14 protein-coding genes are annotated in these 17,344 nt (G+C 39.3%); 9 read left to right on the top strand and 5 right to left on the bottom strand.

Annotated features, from left to right (window positions below; all coding sequences use genetic code 11):
- Window positions 1-17 precede the first annotated feature (17 nt).
- From HGD76_RS13175 to HGD76_RS13140, 8 genes are all read left to right on the top strand, one after another.
- Window positions 18-287 carry a hypothetical protein gene (locus HGD76_RS13175; protein WP_168696056.1) on the top strand — a complete coding sequence of 90 codons (270 nt, stop codon included), beginning with the start codon at window positions 18-20 and terminating at the stop codon, window positions 285-287.
- A gap of 11 nt (window positions 288-298) precedes the next feature.
- Window positions 299-742, top strand: coding sequence for an HNH endonuclease (locus HGD76_RS13170; protein WP_168696055.1), 444 nt, complete (start codon window positions 299-301; stop codon window positions 740-742).
- 42 nt (window positions 743-784) lie between these two features.
- A complete protein-coding gene (gene dndE / locus HGD76_RS13165) occupies window positions 785-1,180 on the top strand; it encodes a DNA sulfur modification protein DndE (protein WP_168696054.1) in 396 nt (131 codons plus the stop codon).
- 15 nt (window positions 1,181-1,195) lie between these two features.
- Window positions 1,196-2,725: an AmpG family muropeptide MFS transporter gene (locus HGD76_RS13160; protein WP_168696053.1), complete on the top strand. Its 1,530-nt coding sequence runs from the start codon at window positions 1,196-1,198 to the stop codon at window positions 2,723-2,725.
- On the top strand, window positions 2,710-3,114 hold the full coding sequence (locus HGD76_RS13155; RefSeq protein WP_015079901.1) for a hypothetical protein: 405 nt from the start codon (window positions 2,710-2,712) through the stop codon (window positions 3,112-3,114). The genes HGD76_RS13160 and HGD76_RS13155 overlap by 16 nt, the downstream gene beginning before the upstream one ends.
- A 73-nt stretch (window positions 3,115-3,187) precedes the next feature.
- The gene (locus tag HGD76_RS13150; protein ID WP_168696052.1) at window positions 3,188-3,325 is read left to right on the top strand and encodes a DUF8624 family small hydrophobic protein; all 138 of its coding nucleotides are present in this window, start codon (window positions 3,188-3,190) and stop codon (window positions 3,323-3,325) included.
- A gap of 18 nt (window positions 3,326-3,343) precedes the next feature.
- Window positions 3,344-3,895 (top strand): GNAT family N-acetyltransferase, encoded by a 552-nt coding sequence (locus HGD76_RS13145; protein ID WP_168696051.1) that lies wholly within the window; start codon window positions 3,344-3,346, stop codon window positions 3,893-3,895.
- 42 nt (window positions 3,896-3,937) lie between these two features.
- Window positions 3,938-4,696: a HEAT repeat domain-containing protein gene (locus HGD76_RS13140; RefSeq protein ID WP_015079904.1), complete on the top strand. Its 759-nt coding sequence runs from the start codon at window positions 3,938-3,940 to the stop codon at window positions 4,694-4,696.
- Between the two features lie 54 nt (window positions 4,697-4,750).
- Here the strand turns inward: HGD76_RS13140 and HGD76_RS25385 are convergent, their stop codons facing one another.
- The 4 genes from HGD76_RS25385 to HGD76_RS13105 all read right to left on the bottom strand — a co-directional run bounded on the left by HGD76_RS25385 (window position 4,751) and on the right by HGD76_RS13105 (window position 11,886).
- Entirely contained in the window at window positions 4,751-7,747 is a 2,997-nt protein-coding gene (locus HGD76_RS25385) for a diguanylate cyclase domain-containing protein (protein WP_233466874.1), read from the bottom strand.
- 168 nt (window positions 7,748-7,915) lie between these two features.
- Window positions 7,916-9,142 carry an EAL domain-containing response regulator gene (locus HGD76_RS13120; protein ID WP_168696050.1) on the bottom strand — a complete coding sequence of 409 codons (1,227 nt, stop codon included), beginning with the start codon at window positions 9,140-9,142 and terminating at the stop codon, window positions 7,916-7,918.
- A gap of 187 nt (window positions 9,143-9,329) precedes the next feature.
- Entirely contained in the window at window positions 9,330-10,655 is a 1,326-nt protein-coding gene (locus HGD76_RS13115; protein ID WP_168696049.1) for a TIGR03279 family radical SAM protein, read from the bottom strand.
- A 304-nt stretch (window positions 10,656-10,959) separates the two neighbouring features.
- Window positions 10,960-11,886 (bottom strand): undecaprenyl-diphosphate phosphatase, encoded by a 927-nt coding sequence (locus HGD76_RS13105; RefSeq protein WP_168634241.1) that lies wholly within the window; start codon window positions 11,884-11,886, stop codon window positions 10,960-10,962.
- Window positions 11,887-12,178: 292 nt separating this feature from the next.
- Here HGD76_RS13105 and HGD76_RS13100 point away from each other — a divergent pair, with 292 nt between their 5' ends.
- A complete protein-coding gene (locus HGD76_RS13100; RefSeq protein ID WP_168696048.1) occupies window positions 12,179-14,158 on the top strand; it encodes an ABC1 kinase family protein in 1,980 nt (659 codons plus the stop codon).
- A gap of 92 nt (window positions 14,159-14,250) precedes the next feature.
- On the opposite strand, the gene uvrA is transcribed toward HGD76_RS13100, so the two are convergent.
- Window positions 14,251-17,193, bottom strand: coding sequence for an excinuclease ABC subunit UvrA (uvrA, locus tag HGD76_RS13095; RefSeq protein ID WP_168696047.1), 2,943 nt, complete (start codon window positions 17,191-17,193; stop codon window positions 14,251-14,253).
- Window positions 17,194-17,344 lie beyond the last annotated feature (151 nt).

Here is a 17,344-nt window from a genome sequence, read left to right as displayed (position 1 = left end):
ATTTCATGGATTTAAATATGACAATTCCTCTACTACCAACTTTACATAATTTACCTGCTACCTTACCCTTAGAAGGTGCTGTCACAATCGAGTTACAAGAAGGAACACCTATCTTTCGTGCTTCTAGTAATGTCCAGAATCGCATTGAAACATTACTTTTTAAACAACAAAATTCTCAACTCACACCAGAAGAAGAACAAGAATTAGATAGTTATGAAGAAATAGATGATTATCTGAGTTTTCTAAATCGCATAGTCCGTAATCTAGCCCACAATCAAAACCACTAAAATATATAAAAGTGTCAAGTCGGAAAATAACAGATTCAATTCAGCAGCAAGTACGTCAACGCGCATTAGAATTATGCGAATATTGTCACGCATCAGAAAAATGGCAATATGTATTATTTACAGTAGATCATGTAATTCCATTAAGTAAAGATGGCAAAAATACTATAGATAATTTAGCACTGGCCTGTTTTCATTGTAACCGCAGAAAATCAAATAATCTCACAGCAATAGATCCTGATTCTGGTAATCAAGTTGCACTATTTAACCCTAGAAAAAGCCTGTGGAATGAACATTTTATCTGGTCAACAGATGGATTAATAATTATTGGTTTGACACCTACAGGAAAAGCAACAATAGGAATACTAGATTTAAATAGAGAAAGAATTATCAATATTCGTGCTGCTGATAAAGCTATTAATCGTCATCCACCTCCAGAAGATCCTATTCAAAAATAGATAAATTTTCTCATCATCACAAATAACTTAATCACCAAAATCATGGAATCACCAATAGAAAGAATCAAACTCTCCCAAACAGCCAAAGAACAACTCCTCAAACTCAAACGCAGCACCAAAATCGAACAATGGAACATATTATGTCGGTGGGCGTTTTGTCGTTCCCTAGCAGAAACCGCTGCACCTTCCCCCGTACCTATTCCCCAAGATAGCAACGTCGAAATGACATGGCGGGTTTTTGGGGGAGAAATGTCCGATATTTTACTTTTAGCACTAAAACAAAGATGCTACAACGACGGCTTAGATACAGATAGAGAAACCCTGATTACGCAATTTCGCTTACATTTACATCGAGGTATTGGTTACTTAGCCGGAGATCAGAATATTAAGAAAATTGAAGATATAATTGAACAGGCCACAAAAAAAGTAAAATCCTGATTTTGCACTTATTGTATGAAAGAAATTCAAGCACTCCGACAGGCCTTCCAAAGCCAGAAAATGGGTGCTTTATTATTACTAGGTTTTGCATCAGGTTTACCACTATTCCTCACGAGTAGAACCCTACAACTATGGATGCAAGATGCCAAAGTTGATATTGCCAAAATCACCTTATTTGGTTTATTAAGTTTACCTTATTCCTTAAAATTTCTCTGGTCGCCGCTATTAGATAGATTTACACCACCATTATTAGGTGGGAGAAGAGGTTGGTTAATTATTACCCAAATTGGGTTAGTATTAGCGATCGCTGCCCTTGCCCTTCAACAACCAGCCCAAAGTGAACAAGTATTACAAATCCTCGCCATCAATTGCCTAATTATTACCTTCCTCAGTGCCACTCAGGACATCGCTGGTGATGCCTACCGGACAGACATTTTAAACCCCCTAGAGGCGCAACCAGGGGCATCTGTGTGGGTATTAGGCTACCGGATCGCCCTATTTATTACCAGTTCCCTCGCCTTAGTGTTAGCAGATTATCTACCTTGGAATGTAGTATATTTGCTCATGGCAGTGATTATGGCGGGAAGTATATTTACTACTTTGTGGTCGCCCGCAGAACACAAACTACAAAATAAAACACAACAAGCCCCCATTTCTGGAAAAGACGTGATTTTTATAGTCATGATCACGTTACTAGTAGCAGGGTTAATAGCTGGCGTTTTTGTCGGCTTCATTCCCCAACCTGTATTTTATTGGTTATTAGCAGGATTATTAGTGGCTTGGATAACGACATCCGTATTATTACCAAACTCCCTCCTAAATGAAGTTAGCGAAGATAGTCCACCTGAAAACTTACAAACAGCTATTTTCCTACCTTTCAAAGAATTTTTTCACCGCTTTGGTATCAAACAAGCGAGTTTAACACTAGGTTTTATATTACTTTATAAACTAGGTGATTCCCTCGTCGGCATCACAGCCAACTTATTTCTGAGAGAAATAGACTTTACCAAAACCGAAATCGGCGCAATTCAAGCAGGAATGGGATTTCTTGCCACCACCGTCGGCGTATTAGCTGGGGGTGTGATCATGACCAAAATTAACTTAAATCGCAGTTTGTGGGTATTTGGGGGGCTGCAATTATTGAGTAACTTAGGTTATTATGCCCTAGCGATAGCTCCGCGCGCCGAAGGCATCGCTGATAAAAAAGATTATTCCCTGTTAGTCATAGCCGTAAATATTGAAAACTTCTCGGCTGGATTAGTCACAGTCGCTACAGTCGCCTTTTTAATGCGTCTCTGTAACCACCGATTCACAACCACCCAGTTTGCGTTATTCTCCAGCCTCATGGCCATTAGTCGAGACGTACTTTCCGCACCCGCAGGAAGTTGGGCAAAAGCCACAGGTTGGCCGACATTTTTCTTACTTTCTCTTGTGGCGGCGCTACCTGGTTTGCTACTATTACCTATTGTTGCCCCTTGGAATCCCAAAGTATTGGCAGCAACTAGACCAGGACTAGAAGAAGAAGATATATGGGAACACAAGTAGTTATTCTTGTCGGTACATTCGTTCTGATAGTCACAGGTCTATTACTGGGCTATGTCCTCTCACAATTAGTTTTACAAAATCTGGCTTTTAATTTCCTCACACTCTTGGGAACTATTAGCTTGATTCTAATTTTTGGGACACTTTATTACGTATTATTTTGGCAACTGCGCCGTGAACCGCTGCAAGTCATCAGTCCCACCATCCCCAACCAACCAGATGAAGAAGTGACCGGCAACTACCTCAAAAATCGCCTCATCGCTAGATTATCTGGGGACGTAGCGGCAGCGGAAAGACTAATTGAACAAGCCAAACAAAACGTTCCGGGAATGCCCGAAAATTGGTACTGTGAAAAAGTCTTAAATGAATTAGACCAGGATCAGCAATCATAGCAATGCTTTGCTAAACCCAAATAATTGCTAGAATCAATTCAATAACTTCTGCTATTTATTTACAATCAACAACATGGCTATTCTTCGTCAATACATCGCCCCAATCCTGGCAATCTTGATATTTACCTTTGCCTTAGTAGCAGTCAGCGCCCGCATCTTTTTACCCTCCGATATGGCAGCCCCTGCCCCCATTGGGATAATAATTAAGTAATTGGGGAATAGGTCTATTGTGAATTTACTTCCAGGCTATTCTTTTCGCCAAGGTTCTACTCTCGATAAAGCCCTCTTGGTTAAGTTTATGCAAAGGAGTTACCAAGAACAATTCCCTGATCAAGATTTTTCCCACTTGGCACATACAGTTGAGCAATACTTCTGTCGTGATACCCCTGTATGGTGGGTTTATGAAGAGGTAGGGGAGGTAGGGGAGGTAGGGGAGGTAGGGGAGGTAGGGGAGGTAGGGGAGGAAATTCTTCACCAATCACCAATTACCAATTACCAATCACCCGTAGCTTGTTTATGGGTGGGGAATGCGATAGATCAGGTTAGTGGCGATCGCCATCCGCACATCTTTCTCCTCTACGTCATCCCAGAATATAGACACAGAGGCATTGGTAAGGGATTGATGGCTTATATAGAAGATTGGGCTACACAAAAAGGTGATCGCCAAATCGGACTACAAGTATTTCAGTCAAATACACCCGCATTAAATCTTTATCATCAACTTGGTTATCAAGAACAATCCCTCTGGATGGTAAAATCACTTGAGTTAGGGAACTCTTAACAGGGAACAGGGAACGGGGAATAGGGTTACAGTGAAATAATTATGTACGACGAATACGAACTCAGCCTACTCGATACCGAAGCGGAGCTAGGAAGCCCCTTAGATAAAATAGAACCACTTGCTGATGAATCAGAAGTGGAAAAACCTGATCCTGAATTAATGCTGGTACTTTTAGAAAATCCCCAGCCTCAACAACGGATGTTAGCAGCGCGTGCTTTTTGTGATATTCAAGATGAACGGGCAACACCTTATCTCATCCATCTTTTAACAGATAATTGTCCCCTAGTGCGAGTCAGTGCAGCTTACGGTATTGGTCGCAACCCCGCCAAGGAAGCCGTAGAACCGTTGATTATGCAACTTAACCGCGATTTTAATGGTTATGTTCGTAAAGGTGTAGTTTGGGCTTTGGGTAATTGCCGCGATCGCCGTTCCTTAGCACCCCTCACTAATGCCCTGAGAACCGATATTCCCGCCGTCCGTCTCTGGGCAGCCAGCGCCCTAGCACAGATGACAGAAGTAGGTTATGAAGCCATCGTCGGCGCAATTCCTGCCCTAATTGAAGCCTTAGTTACAGACCCCATCGCCGCTGTGCGAAGTAACTCAGCTTGGACAATTGGCCAGCTTTGTAAAGAATTACCATCTAACGTCGTCTATGCCACAGCTATAGACGCATTAATCCAAGCTTTTGCCGAAGATAAAGATTTAGGAGTGAGAGCAGATACCAAAGCCTCACTTCTAGGCGTAGGAGATCCTCGCGGTTTACAATTAATCGAAACCCTCGAACAAGAAGGATGGTTTTAGGAGGAATCAGGAGTCATTAATAAAAAATCATCAAAATCATCAAAATCCCAAAAATCACAGTACAGACTGATTGCGTCCCTGTTGTTTAGCTCGATAGAGTGCTTGATCAGCTTGTTCAATCAGGTTTGATGGTGATAATTCGGAAGTAGGTATCAAACTGCTAATGCCGATACTAATAGTAACTATATTACTTACTTTCGAGGCTTGATGAGGAATTGCTAAATCTTGAATTGCAGTATGAATTCGTTGAGCGATCACCATCGTCCCATCAATGTCAGTATTGGGTAAAATAACCACAAATTCTTCCCCACCATAGCGAGCCAATAAATCCGCCGGACGGAATATAACCTGTTGTACAGACTGAGCAATTTTAATCAAGCATTCATCCCCTAGTAGATGACCGTAGGCATCATTATAGCGTTTAAAATAATCAACATCAAATAACAATAAAGATAAAAATTCCTGTTCTCGGTATAGTCGCTGCCATTCTTGCTCTAAACGATGATCAAAACAGCGACGATTGGCAATTTGCGTTAACCCATCAATATTCACTAGTTTTTCCAGTTCCTGATTTGCTAATCTGAGGTTATATTCTGCTTCTCGCAAGGCTAATTCTACTTTTTTGCGTTTGCTGATATCTTGGGACGTTCCTAAAGTTTGCTTTAGCCTACCATCCGCAGTTCTAGAAAACACCATATCTCGACTATAAAGCCAACACCATTGCCCTTGAGCATTCTTAACGCGATACTCTATTTCCACGAACTCACGATCTTGCAGACTATGAAGCTGTTGCATGGACTGATAGACCAGATATAGATCATCGGGATGACAAATAATAGGAAACAAGTTAGCTCCCATGGACTGAATCGCTGTGGCAGAATAGCCCAATGTTTCGGCAACAGAACGATTTATGTAAACATTACGCTGTTCGATATGGTCGTAAATATACAGTAGGTTTGGCGTTAGTTCTGTAATCTGTTCAATAAAATGCTGACTTGCTCGCAGTTGATCTTCTATTTGTCTGCGCTCAGTAATGTCTTGGGTTGTGCCAAACAGCCGAATCACTTGTCTTTGGGCATTGAGTTCGGCCTTGCCTCTAGCTTCTGTATACTGAAAAGAGCCATCTGCCTTGACAACCCTCAGTTCCAATTGATAGGATTCTCCTGTAGAGAGCGATCGCTCAACTGCCTGGTGTAACTGTTCGGCATCTTGGGGATAGTGAAGCCGGAGAATTTCTTCGTAAGTAGGTTCACCCAGTGTCTGGTCACGTCCTAAAATCTGGAATAGCTGAGTAGACCAAGTAATTTTACCTGTGATCACATCATAGTCCCAGTTACCAATGTGAGCAAGCTGCTGGGCTTCTAACAACATAGCTTCACTTTTGTGCAAGGCGATTTCTGTCTGTTTGCGTAAACGAAGTTCATCGTAGAGATCGCTAACATCTCTGATGACACCAATCAGACAATCCTGTTCACCCAAGTATTGCACCTTAGCTGAGATGAGAACGGTTTTAGTTTGCTGGGATTGAGTACAAATTACCAGTTTAAAATTGAGGATACTGCCTTCATTAATTAGTCTCTCTTTGAAGTGGTGTAAGTTCTCTATATTCTTCCACAATCCTAATTGCCCACTGGTTTTGCCAAGGATATTTTCTGGTGTATCTCCCCAAAATTGGCAAAAACTTTCATTAACATTCAAAAATTTTCCTTCTGCTAAGGTGGCAATCCAAACAGGGTCAGGAGTAGTATGAAAAATGGTCGAAAATTTAGTTTCTGATTCCTGAAAAGCTTTTTTGACTTGAGTGGACATCTGGTTAAAGGATGTTGCTAAAACCTTGAGTTCTGCAATTGTTATATCTTCAGATAAAGACTCTTGCCATACTCCTTTGGACATAGCTTGACTAGCTCGACTCAAGCGTAAAATTGGTTTAGCTATCCAGTTTGCAGTGAAACTACCCGTTCCCACAGCAATTAGCAGTGATAAACTACAAAGAATCAGGGTTCTGTGGGCATTAGCATGAATTTCTGCCATAAATTCCGATTTCGGAATCACCGTCACCACGAGCCAATCTAAGCCGTAATCGTCGCGGTATGGTGTCACTCTCACAAAGAGTTTTTGTGACAAAGACGGGTGAAAAAGTTGGGTTTTGGAGATAGCTTGCAAATTGCCAAACCGCTGGATTAAATCCTGAGTTATGTCACGAATCACAGGTTCATGGCTATGCAGGGCTTGTAATCTTGTCGCTTTGCCATTGACAGTAGGGGCAGAAGATTCACCTTGGGAACTAGCAACAATCAACCCTGATCGCTCGATAATAAAAATATGACCTGATTTTCCATAATCCAGGTTTCTCAGAAATTTACTAATTTGCGAAAGTTCGAGATCAATACCAAGTACACCTAATAATCCTTTCTGCTGGTCATAAACTGGAGTGCTGGCGGAAATACTGATGTTATCAGGTAAATCTCCCCAAGTGTAAATTGAACTCCAAATCGGCTTACCAGCTTTAACTGCATCTAAATACCAAGCAGCATTATTAGTTTGCGGGTTTTTGAGAGTAGCTGCTAACTTGAGCCGATTACCCCGGTAATTTACTGAGTAGGAGCGGATTTTGCTTTGATCAGATATGGGAATTTCTGCAATGTCCAATTTATTACCCAGCCCATAACCAGCACCGATAAATCCTCCCTCTTTAGTGCCAAAGTTAACATAGGCAAAATTGAAAGATCGCACCTGACGATAAAAATATTTTCCCAGGGCGTTAAAATCATTTAAATCTAAGACTCCTGACTCGAAAGCATCTACATTAGTGCGGTTGATTTCCTGGGCTTTGCCTAAATAACTATCTAAATGTTGTTCAATGCGATCGCCTACCTCTATCATTAATTGATCTGCTAGATTTTCCACAGCCTCCTGTCCACTACGGTAGGAAAAATAACCCACCAGTGTTACTACCACCACGGTTTGCAAAACAAATGGCACTATCAACAAGGTTTTTAGCGGGACTTTGATGAATATTTTAGCGAACCAATTAAGGGAGGGAGAATTCATAAAACCTCGCGGTAAGTGGGAAACGAGCGTGTCTTTAGCCCTGAGAGTGCCAATCTTAACCAATTTCCTCTTTCGAGACGCTGTCGTCTGCATGGGAAGAAGTTATACTCAGATTGGATGCCATCTTAATTTCGGTTTCATTCATTTTAAATTCTTGATAAATCTATTCTAACCATTAGGATAAATAAATAAAGATTTATTCGTCAATAAGAGCTTCTGGAATTCTAATGCAGGTAATGGTGGACTACAGATAAAGCCTTGAATAGCATCACAGTTATTTTCTCGTAAAAATGCTAGTTCTGCTTCAGTTTCTACCCCTTCAGCAATAATTTTTAGCTGCAAATCATGTCCTAGTTGAATCAAGTTTTTTGTAATTGCTGCTTTGCGGTAATCATCATTAATATTTTGGATAAAATCACGATCAATTTTGAGTGTATCCATTGGTAATTGCTTGAGAGTAAGCAATGAATTATTACTAACACCAAAATCATCCAGGGCAATCTTTACCCCTAAAGAGCGTAGTTTATTCATAGCTACTCTTGCCATATCCACATCTTCCATAATCATTCTTTCTGTTAGTTCAAGCTCTAAACAATTTGATTGAATATTATGGCTAGATATCAAATTGATAATTTGGGGAATTAAATCTGGTTGATTAAATTCAATTGATGAGATATTAACCGCTATGGTTAAGTTGTAAATGCCAATATTTTGCCAAGTTTGCATTTGCTGACAAACTCTATTTAACACCCATTTACCAATATCAATAATTAATCCATTAGTCTCTGCTAAAGGAATAAATTCCTGTGGTGATACTCTTCCTAGTTCCGTATTTGTCCACCGTAATAGACTTTCTGCGGCGGTAATTTTGCCAGTATTAATATCGGTAATTGGTTGATAATGAAGCTCAAAATCTGCAAAATTTTTCTCTCTTATTGCTATTTTTAAATTATTTAAAACCAACTGCATTCTTGGTGTTAATTTATTAATATTAGCCAATAAATTCTTCTTTAAATTTGCATAATTTTTCAACTTATTTAGGATAGCACTCAATAATTCAGCCCTGGTAAATGACTTAGTCAGGTAATCATCTGCTCCCATATTCATCCCTTGACGGAAATCAGATTTAGCCGAGTTAGCAGTTAAAAAAATGAAAGGAATAGTTGATATTGATGGCTCTTGCCGCAATGCTGTTAATACGCCATAACCGTCTAATTCTGGCATCATCATATCACAGAGAATTAAATCTGGATATTCTGACATAGCCATATTTAAGCCTATTCTCCCATTAGCAGCAGCAACAACTTCAAAATTCTCAGCTTCTAGCAAATCTATTAGATTTTCCCGCACTGATTTTTCATCTTCAATAACTAAAATTTTTGTTTTTGTACTCATTAGTCAGTTGTTAGTTGTTAGTTGTTGAATAGGAAAGACTCTTGTAAGTAGGTTGGCGTTGAAAATTGTCGTTATAGCACTAGGCTTGAGGCAATAGGCAAGAGACAAGAATAAAGAAGTTTTCAGCGATTTTACGTTTCTTTACACAGTTTGGTTTTATTGTGTTCACCTACGTAAATCATCAATCCTATTGAAGACAAGTATTGATTAATTCCTCAACTCCCGCCACAGGGAAAATACTGACATTTAATTGTTGGGATACTTCTGCAACCGTCATATCATCTAAAAATACCAGTTCCCCATGTTTAAGCATGACACTAGGTAATAAAATTCCTTCTCCTAAATCTTGTCCTTGAAGATTTAACAGTAAATCATGTCCCGTTAATAACCCAGTAACACTGATACTCTGTCCCCAATAATCGCTACATAAAGCCCGCATATTCACTTCTAACCCTTCTACAGTATTTAATTGTTGTACCAGGGGTTGAAATGCTATTTCCACTGCATTACCGACAACCCAAGTTAATCTGCGTTGGTTGGTAATTTTCGGTGGTAATAATTCAGTTGCAGTTTGGGTAAATTGTTTAATAAATAAGCGAATTGAACCCACACCATTATCAATTTGGGGATATTCTTCATATTCAGCTTCGCTAGGTAATTCTTCCCCGGCAATTAAAAACCATTCATCAGCTAACCACACTACACTAGAATTATATTTTTTGCGAAATTTCTGAGAGAGTAATTTAACTTGAGAAATTACCTCTTGTGCTTTTTCCTTAGTTACAGGTATGAGTTCATCTTCCTGGGGACGAAATCGCGTTAAACCCACGGGAACAACTGCTATTGATGCTACTGTTGGTAATTCTCCAGGATGAAAAGATGTTAGATCTTGTAATGTCCTTTCTAAATGTTCACCATCATTTATACCTGGACAGACAACAACTTGAGCATGAATTTGTAATCTTCGTTCTTGAAACCAGCGAATTTGTGATAATATTTCTCCACCCCGATTATTTTTTAAAAGTCTAATTCTTATATCTGGTTCTGTAGAATGCACGGAAACATACAGAGGTGATAATCGCATTTGTTCAATTCTTTGCCATTCTTTCGCGGTTAAATTCGTTAAAGTTAGATAAGAACCATATAAAAAGCTTAATCGGTAATCATCATCTTTTAAATATAAACTAGTCCGTTTTCCCGGTGGTTGTTGATCAATAAAGCAAAAGGGACAACGGTTATTACACTGAATTAAACCATCAAATAAAGCTGTTGAAAATTCCAGTCCTAAATCATCATCATAATCTTTTTCAATTTCGACATGATGGGTTTTCCCTGTCGCATCTAAAACTTCTAGTTCCAGAATTTCATCAGCGCACAAAAATTGATAATCAATTAAATCACGAGGTTTTGTGCCATTAATGGCCACAATCGCATCACCGGCTGTAAAGCCAATTTCCTCCGCAATTGAGTCAGCAAGCACCTTGGTAATTTTAGCAGGTTGAATGGTAGTCATGAGTTAGTTGTCAGTTGTCGGTTGTTAGTAGGGGCGAAGCATTTGGAAGATAAATTATCGGTCATTGCCAAAAATAGTTCTCCAAATGCTTCGCCCGTACAGTTGTCGGTTGTTAGTAGGGGCGAAGCATTTGGAAGATAAATTATCGGTCATTGCCAAAAATAGTTCTGCAAATGCTTCGCCCGTACAGTTGTCAGTTGTTAGGGGATAAAAATTTTAGATAGAAGTTAATTTAACATGATCCAAAATCTAAAATTTAATATCCAATCCCCAATCCCCACCTAGTGTAAATATTCTATCAGAGTTATCCTGGCCAACCAGCAGCGATCGCTAATAAAATGGAAATACCAAAAGCCAACCTATACCAAACAAAAACCAATGTGTTTTTAGTTTGCAAGTATTTGATTAAAAAAGCAATTGATAAATAGGAAAAAATAAAAGTAGAAATGATGCCAACAATTAACAGAATCACAATATTATCTGGTAATTCACCTGATTGAAACATTTTGAAGATTTTCAGACTTTTATATAAAGTCGCAATTGTCAAAGTGGGAAATCCTAACAAAAATGAAAATTTCGCGGCTGCTTCTCTTTCTAATCCTAAAAATAAGCCAGTAGTTAAAGTCGAACCTGAACGAGAAACGCCCGGAACTAAAGCTAAAGTTTGTCCCAATCCTACTAAAATACCATCTCGAATTTCCAAAGTAGCAAAACCCCGTTTACGACTCCCAATTTTTTCAGCTAACCCTAGCAAAATCGCCATAATAATTGACATGATCGCAATAATTAAGGAACTTTCTGGGATCACATCTTTTAACAAAAACCCAATAGTTAAAGCGGGAATTGTCCCGACTGCAATCCCGACAACAATTTTCCATTCTTCGCTTTCCCAGTCTTTAGTTTTAAAAGCTGTAATTGCACCTTTCACCAAACTAGAAATAACAGCCCAAAAATACCACAAAATTGCAATTACACTCCCAAATTGAATAGCATCAACAAAATCTTTAGAACCCAGTTCTTTCCAACCAAATACCTTGGTCACAATGATTAAATGTGCTGTACTACTAATGGGTAAAAACTCTGTAATCCCTTGCACAATCCCTAAAATAAATGCCTGGATTACTCCTTGAACTAAATCAACTTGACTAGTGGCTGCTTGGGTAGGCATTCCTACCTGTAACAATTGCAGTAATAGTAAATTTGTACTATTTACTTCTAAGATTGTTGTCATTAACAAGACTCCCAAGATCAATAGGTAATTCTAGCAAACTATCCAACTTTACTTGGTTGTTGTCAGTCTTTTTAGCAAAAATATTATAGGAATGTGGGTTACAAAGTGATTATTGGTTTCTGCCTGAACGTCCTTAAATATATTTAGTTATGTTGTTTTTCGCCTAAATATACTATGCTGCGTTTATTGACAAAAAATATCAAAGCATTAATTTATAATTTTTGAAGATATCCCGAAAAGACAAGATATTGTTACAATATTTAACAACGTTGATCTAACTGGTGGCTTCTTCATGATGGTTAAGACACTTCCCTCTAGTTCTCGAACAAGTCAGGAGGACAGTCGCGGAGGCGAATTGTCCGTAATTGAGGTAGTAGCAGAACAAAATCCACAGACTGTAGCAATCAAATCGGCTGAAGCTTCTCCACAGCCCAGACATCGGGTGCGGGTGGGATCTGAACCGGAGTCGGTGCTGTATGATCCTGTGGAAATACAAGCACAGTATAGTGGGCGATTCCTGCAAGTTATCCGGCGGATTTTGACGGTTTTAAAACCAATTCTGTCCTTTGTCTTGGGGTTATGGTGGGATAAGCAATGGGGAATTTTGGTTAAAAATGAACGTCGTCGGGCTGTTCAACTCAGAGATTTATTAACAAAGTTGGGTCCAGCTTACATTAAAATTGGTCAGGCCTTATCCACTAGACCAGATTTAGTCCCACCAATTTACCTGGAAGAATTAACTAGACTCCAAGATCAATTACCAGCTTTTCCTAATGAAATAGCTTACCAGTTTATTGAGGAAGAATTGGGAGCAACACCATTAGAGATTTATGCAGAATTGTCTTCACAACCGATTGCGGCGGCTTCTTTAGGACAGGTATATCAGGGAAGATTGAAAACTGGCGAAGAAGTAGCGATTAAGGTACAACGCCCAGATTTACGAGAAAGAATTACTATAGATTTGTATATTTTGCGGAATTTGGCTGGTTGGATACAGCACAATTTCCAGCGAGTCCGCAGTGATTTAGTGGGGATTTTAGATGAATTAGGCGATCGCATTTTTGAAGAAATGGACTATATTCATGAAGGCGAAAATGCGGAACGCTTTTTTGAATTATATGGTCACATGAAGGATATTTATGTCCCCAAAATTTACTGGGAATACACCAACCGTCGCGTTTTAACGATGGAATGGATTAACGGCATTAAATTAACTCAACCCGAAAAAATTGCCGCTTTAGGAATCAATGCGCGGTATTTAATTGAAGTTGGTGTCCAGTGTTCTTTACGTCAATTATTAGAACATGGATTTTTTCATGCTGACCCTCATCCAGGTAACTTGTTAGCGACTATGGATGGTAAATTAGCTTATCTCGATTTTGGCATGATGAGCGAAGTTAAACCAGCCCAACGTTATGGTTTAATTGAGGCAATTGTCCACGTTGTCAATCGAGAATTTGATAGTTTAGCAAAAGACTATGTAAAGTTAGAATTCCTCAGTCCAGAAACAGACCTTACCCCCATCGTTCCCGCTTTTGCAAAGGTATTTGCTAATGCCGAAGGTGCAAGTGTCGCGGATTTGAATATTAAAAGCATCACCGATGATTTATCAGCTTTAATGTATGAATATCCTTTCCGCGTCCCTCCCTATTACGCTTTAATTATTCGTTCTCTTGTGACTTTGGAAGGGATTGCAATTTATATAGATCCCGATTTTAAAGTTCTCAGTGAAGCCTATCCTTATGTTGCTAAACGGCTTTTAACAGATCCGGCAAATGAGTTAAGAACATCATTACAAGAATTACTGTTTAAAGATGGTAAATTTCGCTGGAATCGGTTGGAGAATTTATTAAAAAATGCCCGCAGTAACCAAGAATATGATCTTAATTTGGTTGTTAATCAAGGAGTAGAATTTCTCTCTTCTGACCGAGGTTCATTTATTCGTGACAGATTAGTTGATGAATTTTTCAACGGTGTAGATGCTGTTAGTAAAAATGCCTTGCATAACTTGACTTATGTACTGCGAGAAAGGGTAGGAATCACCGCAATCAATCAAATTCCTTCAGCAAGTGTTGAACAACAACAAACTTTAGAATATATTAAACGCATTGCTGGGATTTTGCGAGGAACTAAAGGCTTTGATGCCACAAAATTTGCTCCTCAATTAGCCCAAATCATTGTTAATCCAGGAGTTCAACTTTTAGGTCAACAAATTGCCACTCGCGTTACTCAAAAAGCAGTCACTCGGATAATTCGAGAGTTATTAGCATAATGTCTAAACTGTGATTTTTCTGATTTAGATGATTGGGATGATTGAAATAATTAATTAATCACAAAAATCAAATTAATCAAAAAAATCATAGTTTAGATAACTGCTGGATATTGCGCCAACACCTGCTGTAAATATTGACCAGTATAAGAACGAGGATTTTTTGCCACATCTTCAGGCGTTCCCGCAGCAATCAGTTCTCCGCCCTTATCTCCACCTTCAGGTCCCAAATCTATCACCCAATCAGAACAACGAATGACATCTAAATTATGTTCAATCACTAAAATGGAATTTCCCTTATCTACCAATCTTTGTAAAACGTCCAACAATTTGTGGACATCATAAAAAGATAAACCTGTAGTTGGTTCATCTATTAAATAAAGTGTTTTCCCAGTCGCGCGTCGAGATAATTCCGTGGCTAATTTCACCCGTTGGGCTTCTCCACCAGATAAAGTTGTCGCTGGTTGTCCTAACTGCACATAACCCAAACCAACATCAAATAAAGTTTGTAATCTAGTTAGGGCTTTGGGAATATTTTGACAGAAATCTAATGCTTCTTCAACCGTCATATTCAAAACATCAGAAATTGATTTATCCTTATATTTAACTTGGAGAGTTTCCCGGTTATATCTCGCACCTTTGCAAATTTCACATTGCACATAAACGTCAGGGAGAAAATTCATTTCGATGACATTTACACCTTGTCCACTACAAGCTTCACACCGTCCACCTTTAACATTAAAAGAAAATTGTCCAGGTTTATAACCTCTGGTTTTAGCTTCAACAGTTTGGGAAAAAACATCACGAATAATATCGAAAACTCCGGTGTAAGTTGCAGGGTTAGAACGGGGAGTTCTCCCAATGGGTGATTGGTCAATGACAATGGCTTTATCAACGCAGTTTAAACCCTTGATTTCATCCATGTCTTTGGGTGCGGGAGCTTTTTTCAGTAAATGATGTTGTAAGGCTGGATAAAGTAATTCGTTAATTAAGGTAGATTTTCCTGAACCAGAAACACCTGTAACGGAGACAAGTTTTCCCAAGGGAATTTCTACATCTATATTTTGTAAGTTGTTACGATGGGCATTTCTAATAGTTAAGGCGCGGCCATTTCCTTCTCGTCTTTTAGCTGGGGTAGTGATCACTCTTCTTCCTGATAGGTAAGCACCAGTTAAAGATGCTTCTGCGTTGAGTAAATCCTCAAAACTGCCTTCGGAAATAATATTTCCCCCATGAATTCCTGCACCGGGACCAATATCAACTATATAGTTAGCAGCGCGGATAGTTTCTTCGTCATGTTCGACAACTATTAAGGTATTTCCTAAGTCGCGTAATTTGGTTAATGTTTTGAGTAATTTTCCGTTATCTCTTTGATGTAACCCAATACTTGGTTCATCTAAAACGTAAAGAACTCCTGTTAGTCCTGAACCGATTTGTGTGGCTAATCGAATGCGTTGGGCTTCTCCACCTGATAATGTCATAGCGGGACGATCTAAGGTGAGATAATCTAAGCCAACATCTAATAAAAATTGTAATCTGGCTTTAACTTCTCTGAGAACTAAATCAGCTATTTGAGTTTGTCTAGTACTCAATTTTAATTTTTCGATTCTTTCCCGACATTCTCGAATGGAAACACTGGTAAAATCTAAAATTCCATATTGTCCTAACTTCACAGCTAAGGCTTCCGGTTTTAATCTTTTCCCACCGCAAACTTCGCAGGGTTGGTCAATTAAATATTCTTCTAATTTCTGTTTAACTAACTCCGTTCCCCCTTCATACTGTCTTTGTAAAATGGGAATTACACCCTTAAAACTCTGCGACCTCTGCGCCTCTGTGGTTCGTTTCTCTTCCCCATACAAGACAACTTTTTGCTGTTCCGGTGTCAACTTCCCCCATTGAGTTTGTAACTCAAAGCCATAATTTAACCCCACAGCATACAACAACTCTAAATAATAGGAGTTTTCCTTTTCTGACCAAGGTGCGATCGCTGCATACATGGGCGAATCTGGATTAGGGACAACCAACTCCGGAGAAAATCTTCTTAAAGTTCCAATCCCATGACAATGGGGACAAGCGCCATAAGGGGAATTAAAAGAAAACAATCGGGGGGATAATTCTTCCATTACCGCACCATGTTCGGGACAAGCAAAGTTTTCCGAAAATACCATTTCTGTGGGTAATTCTTGTTCTGAAATACCTTGATTTTCTGCCTCAGTTGCTATATACTTACTATCAGACCGCTCCAGCGCTATCTTATCCAATGTATCTTTTAATACCTCAATTGTGGCGATTCCGTTAGATTGCTTAAGACAAGTTGCCAGAGAATCTACCAAACGCTCTTGAATACCATCTTTTTTAACTAATCTGTCAATAACCAGTTCTATAGTATGTGTGTTATTTTTGTCTAACTCGATAGAATCTGATAGCTCTCGCACCTCTCCATTTACCCTAATGCGGACAAATCCTTGGGCGGCTAAACCAGAAATTAATTTACGGTGAGTTCCCTTTTTCCCCCGGACTACAGGGGCTAGAATTTGGAAGCGGGTACGGTCGGGAAGTTCCATGATGCGATCGCACATCTGGTCAATGGTCTGAGGGGCAATAGAGCGATCGCACATGGGACAATGGGGTTCACCAGCGCGACCATATAACAAGCGCAGATAATCATAAATTTCCGTGACTGTCCCCACCGTCGAACGGGGATTATGGGAAGTTGATTTTTGGTCAATGGAAATTGCCGGACTTAAACCTTCAATTGCTTCAACGTCGGGTTTATCCAACTGTCCCAAAAATTGTCGAGCATAGGCGCTGAGGGATTCGACATAACGGCGTTGACCTTCAGCGAAAATGGTATCGAAGGCTAAAGAAGACTTACCCGAACCAGAAACGCCAGTAAAGACAATCAAGCGATCGCGGGGTAATTCCAAATCAATATTTTTCAGATTATGCTGCCTAGCGCCCCGAATGCGGATAGTATTCTGGCTATTGTGAGCGGTTGGAAGCACATCGTTTAAAGAAGCAGCTAGATTTTCTGACATATTGACAGGCTAAGGAAAGGTTACACAGTGAAACAATCCTTAATAATACTATCTTTGTTCAGGTTATAGTAAAGTATCAATCATCTTAATTTCCTACCCAGGATATCACTTGATATTTCCTTGATTTGGTAGATAATTAGAAAAAATCTTG

The sequence above is a fragment of the Dolichospermum flos-aquae CCAP 1403/13F genome (assembly GCF_012516395.1).
Taxonomy (GTDB): domain Bacteria; phylum Cyanobacteriota; class Cyanobacteriia; order Cyanobacteriales; family Nostocaceae; genus Dolichospermum; species Dolichospermum lemmermannii.
Note: the sequence above shows the minus strand (reverse complement) of the source record. Positions and strands in the feature narration are given on the sequence as shown.

Bases quoted from the DNA above. Each gene is read 5' to 3' on its own strand.
- uvrA (WP_168696047.1), bottom strand. From the start codon at position 17,193: ATGTCAGAAAATCTAGCTGCTTCTTTAAACGATGTGCTTCCAACCGCT.
- HGD76_RS25385 (WP_233466874.1), bottom strand. From the start codon at position 7,747: ATGAATTCTCCCTCCCTTAATTGGTTCGCTAAAATATTCATCAAAGTC.
- HGD76_RS13140 (WP_015079904.1), top strand. From the start codon at position 3,938: ATGTACGACGAATACGAACTCAGCCTACTCGATACCGAAGCGGAGCTA.
- HGD76_RS13150 (WP_168696052.1), top strand. From the start codon at position 3,188: ATGGCTATTCTTCGTCAATACATCGCCCCAATCCTGGCAATCTTGATA.
- dndE (WP_168696054.1), top strand. From the start codon at position 785: ATGGAATCACCAATAGAAAGAATCAAACTCTCCCAAACAGCCAAAGAA.
- HGD76_RS13115 (WP_168696049.1), bottom strand. From the start codon at position 10,655: ATGACTACCATTCAACCTGCTAAAATTACCAAGGTGCTTGCTGACTCA.
- HGD76_RS13100 (WP_168696048.1), top strand. From the start codon at position 12,179: ATGATGGTTAAGACACTTCCCTCTAGTTCTCGAACAAGTCAGGAGGAC.
- HGD76_RS13175 (WP_168696056.1), top strand. From the start codon at position 18: ATGACAATTCCTCTACTACCAACTTTACATAATTTACCTGCTACCTTA.
- HGD76_RS13155 (WP_015079901.1), top strand. From the start codon at position 2,710: ATGGGAACACAAGTAGTTATTCTTGTCGGTACATTCGTTCTGATAGTC.
- HGD76_RS13160 (WP_168696053.1), top strand. From the start codon at position 1,196: ATGAAAGAAATTCAAGCACTCCGACAGGCCTTCCAAAGCCAGAAAATG.
- HGD76_RS13120 (WP_168696050.1), bottom strand. From the start codon at position 9,142: ATGAGTACAAAAACAAAAATTTTAGTTATTGAAGATGAAAAATCAGTG.
- HGD76_RS13105 (WP_168634241.1), bottom strand. From the start codon at position 11,886: ATGACAACAATCTTAGAAGTAAATAGTACAAATTTACTATTACTGCAA.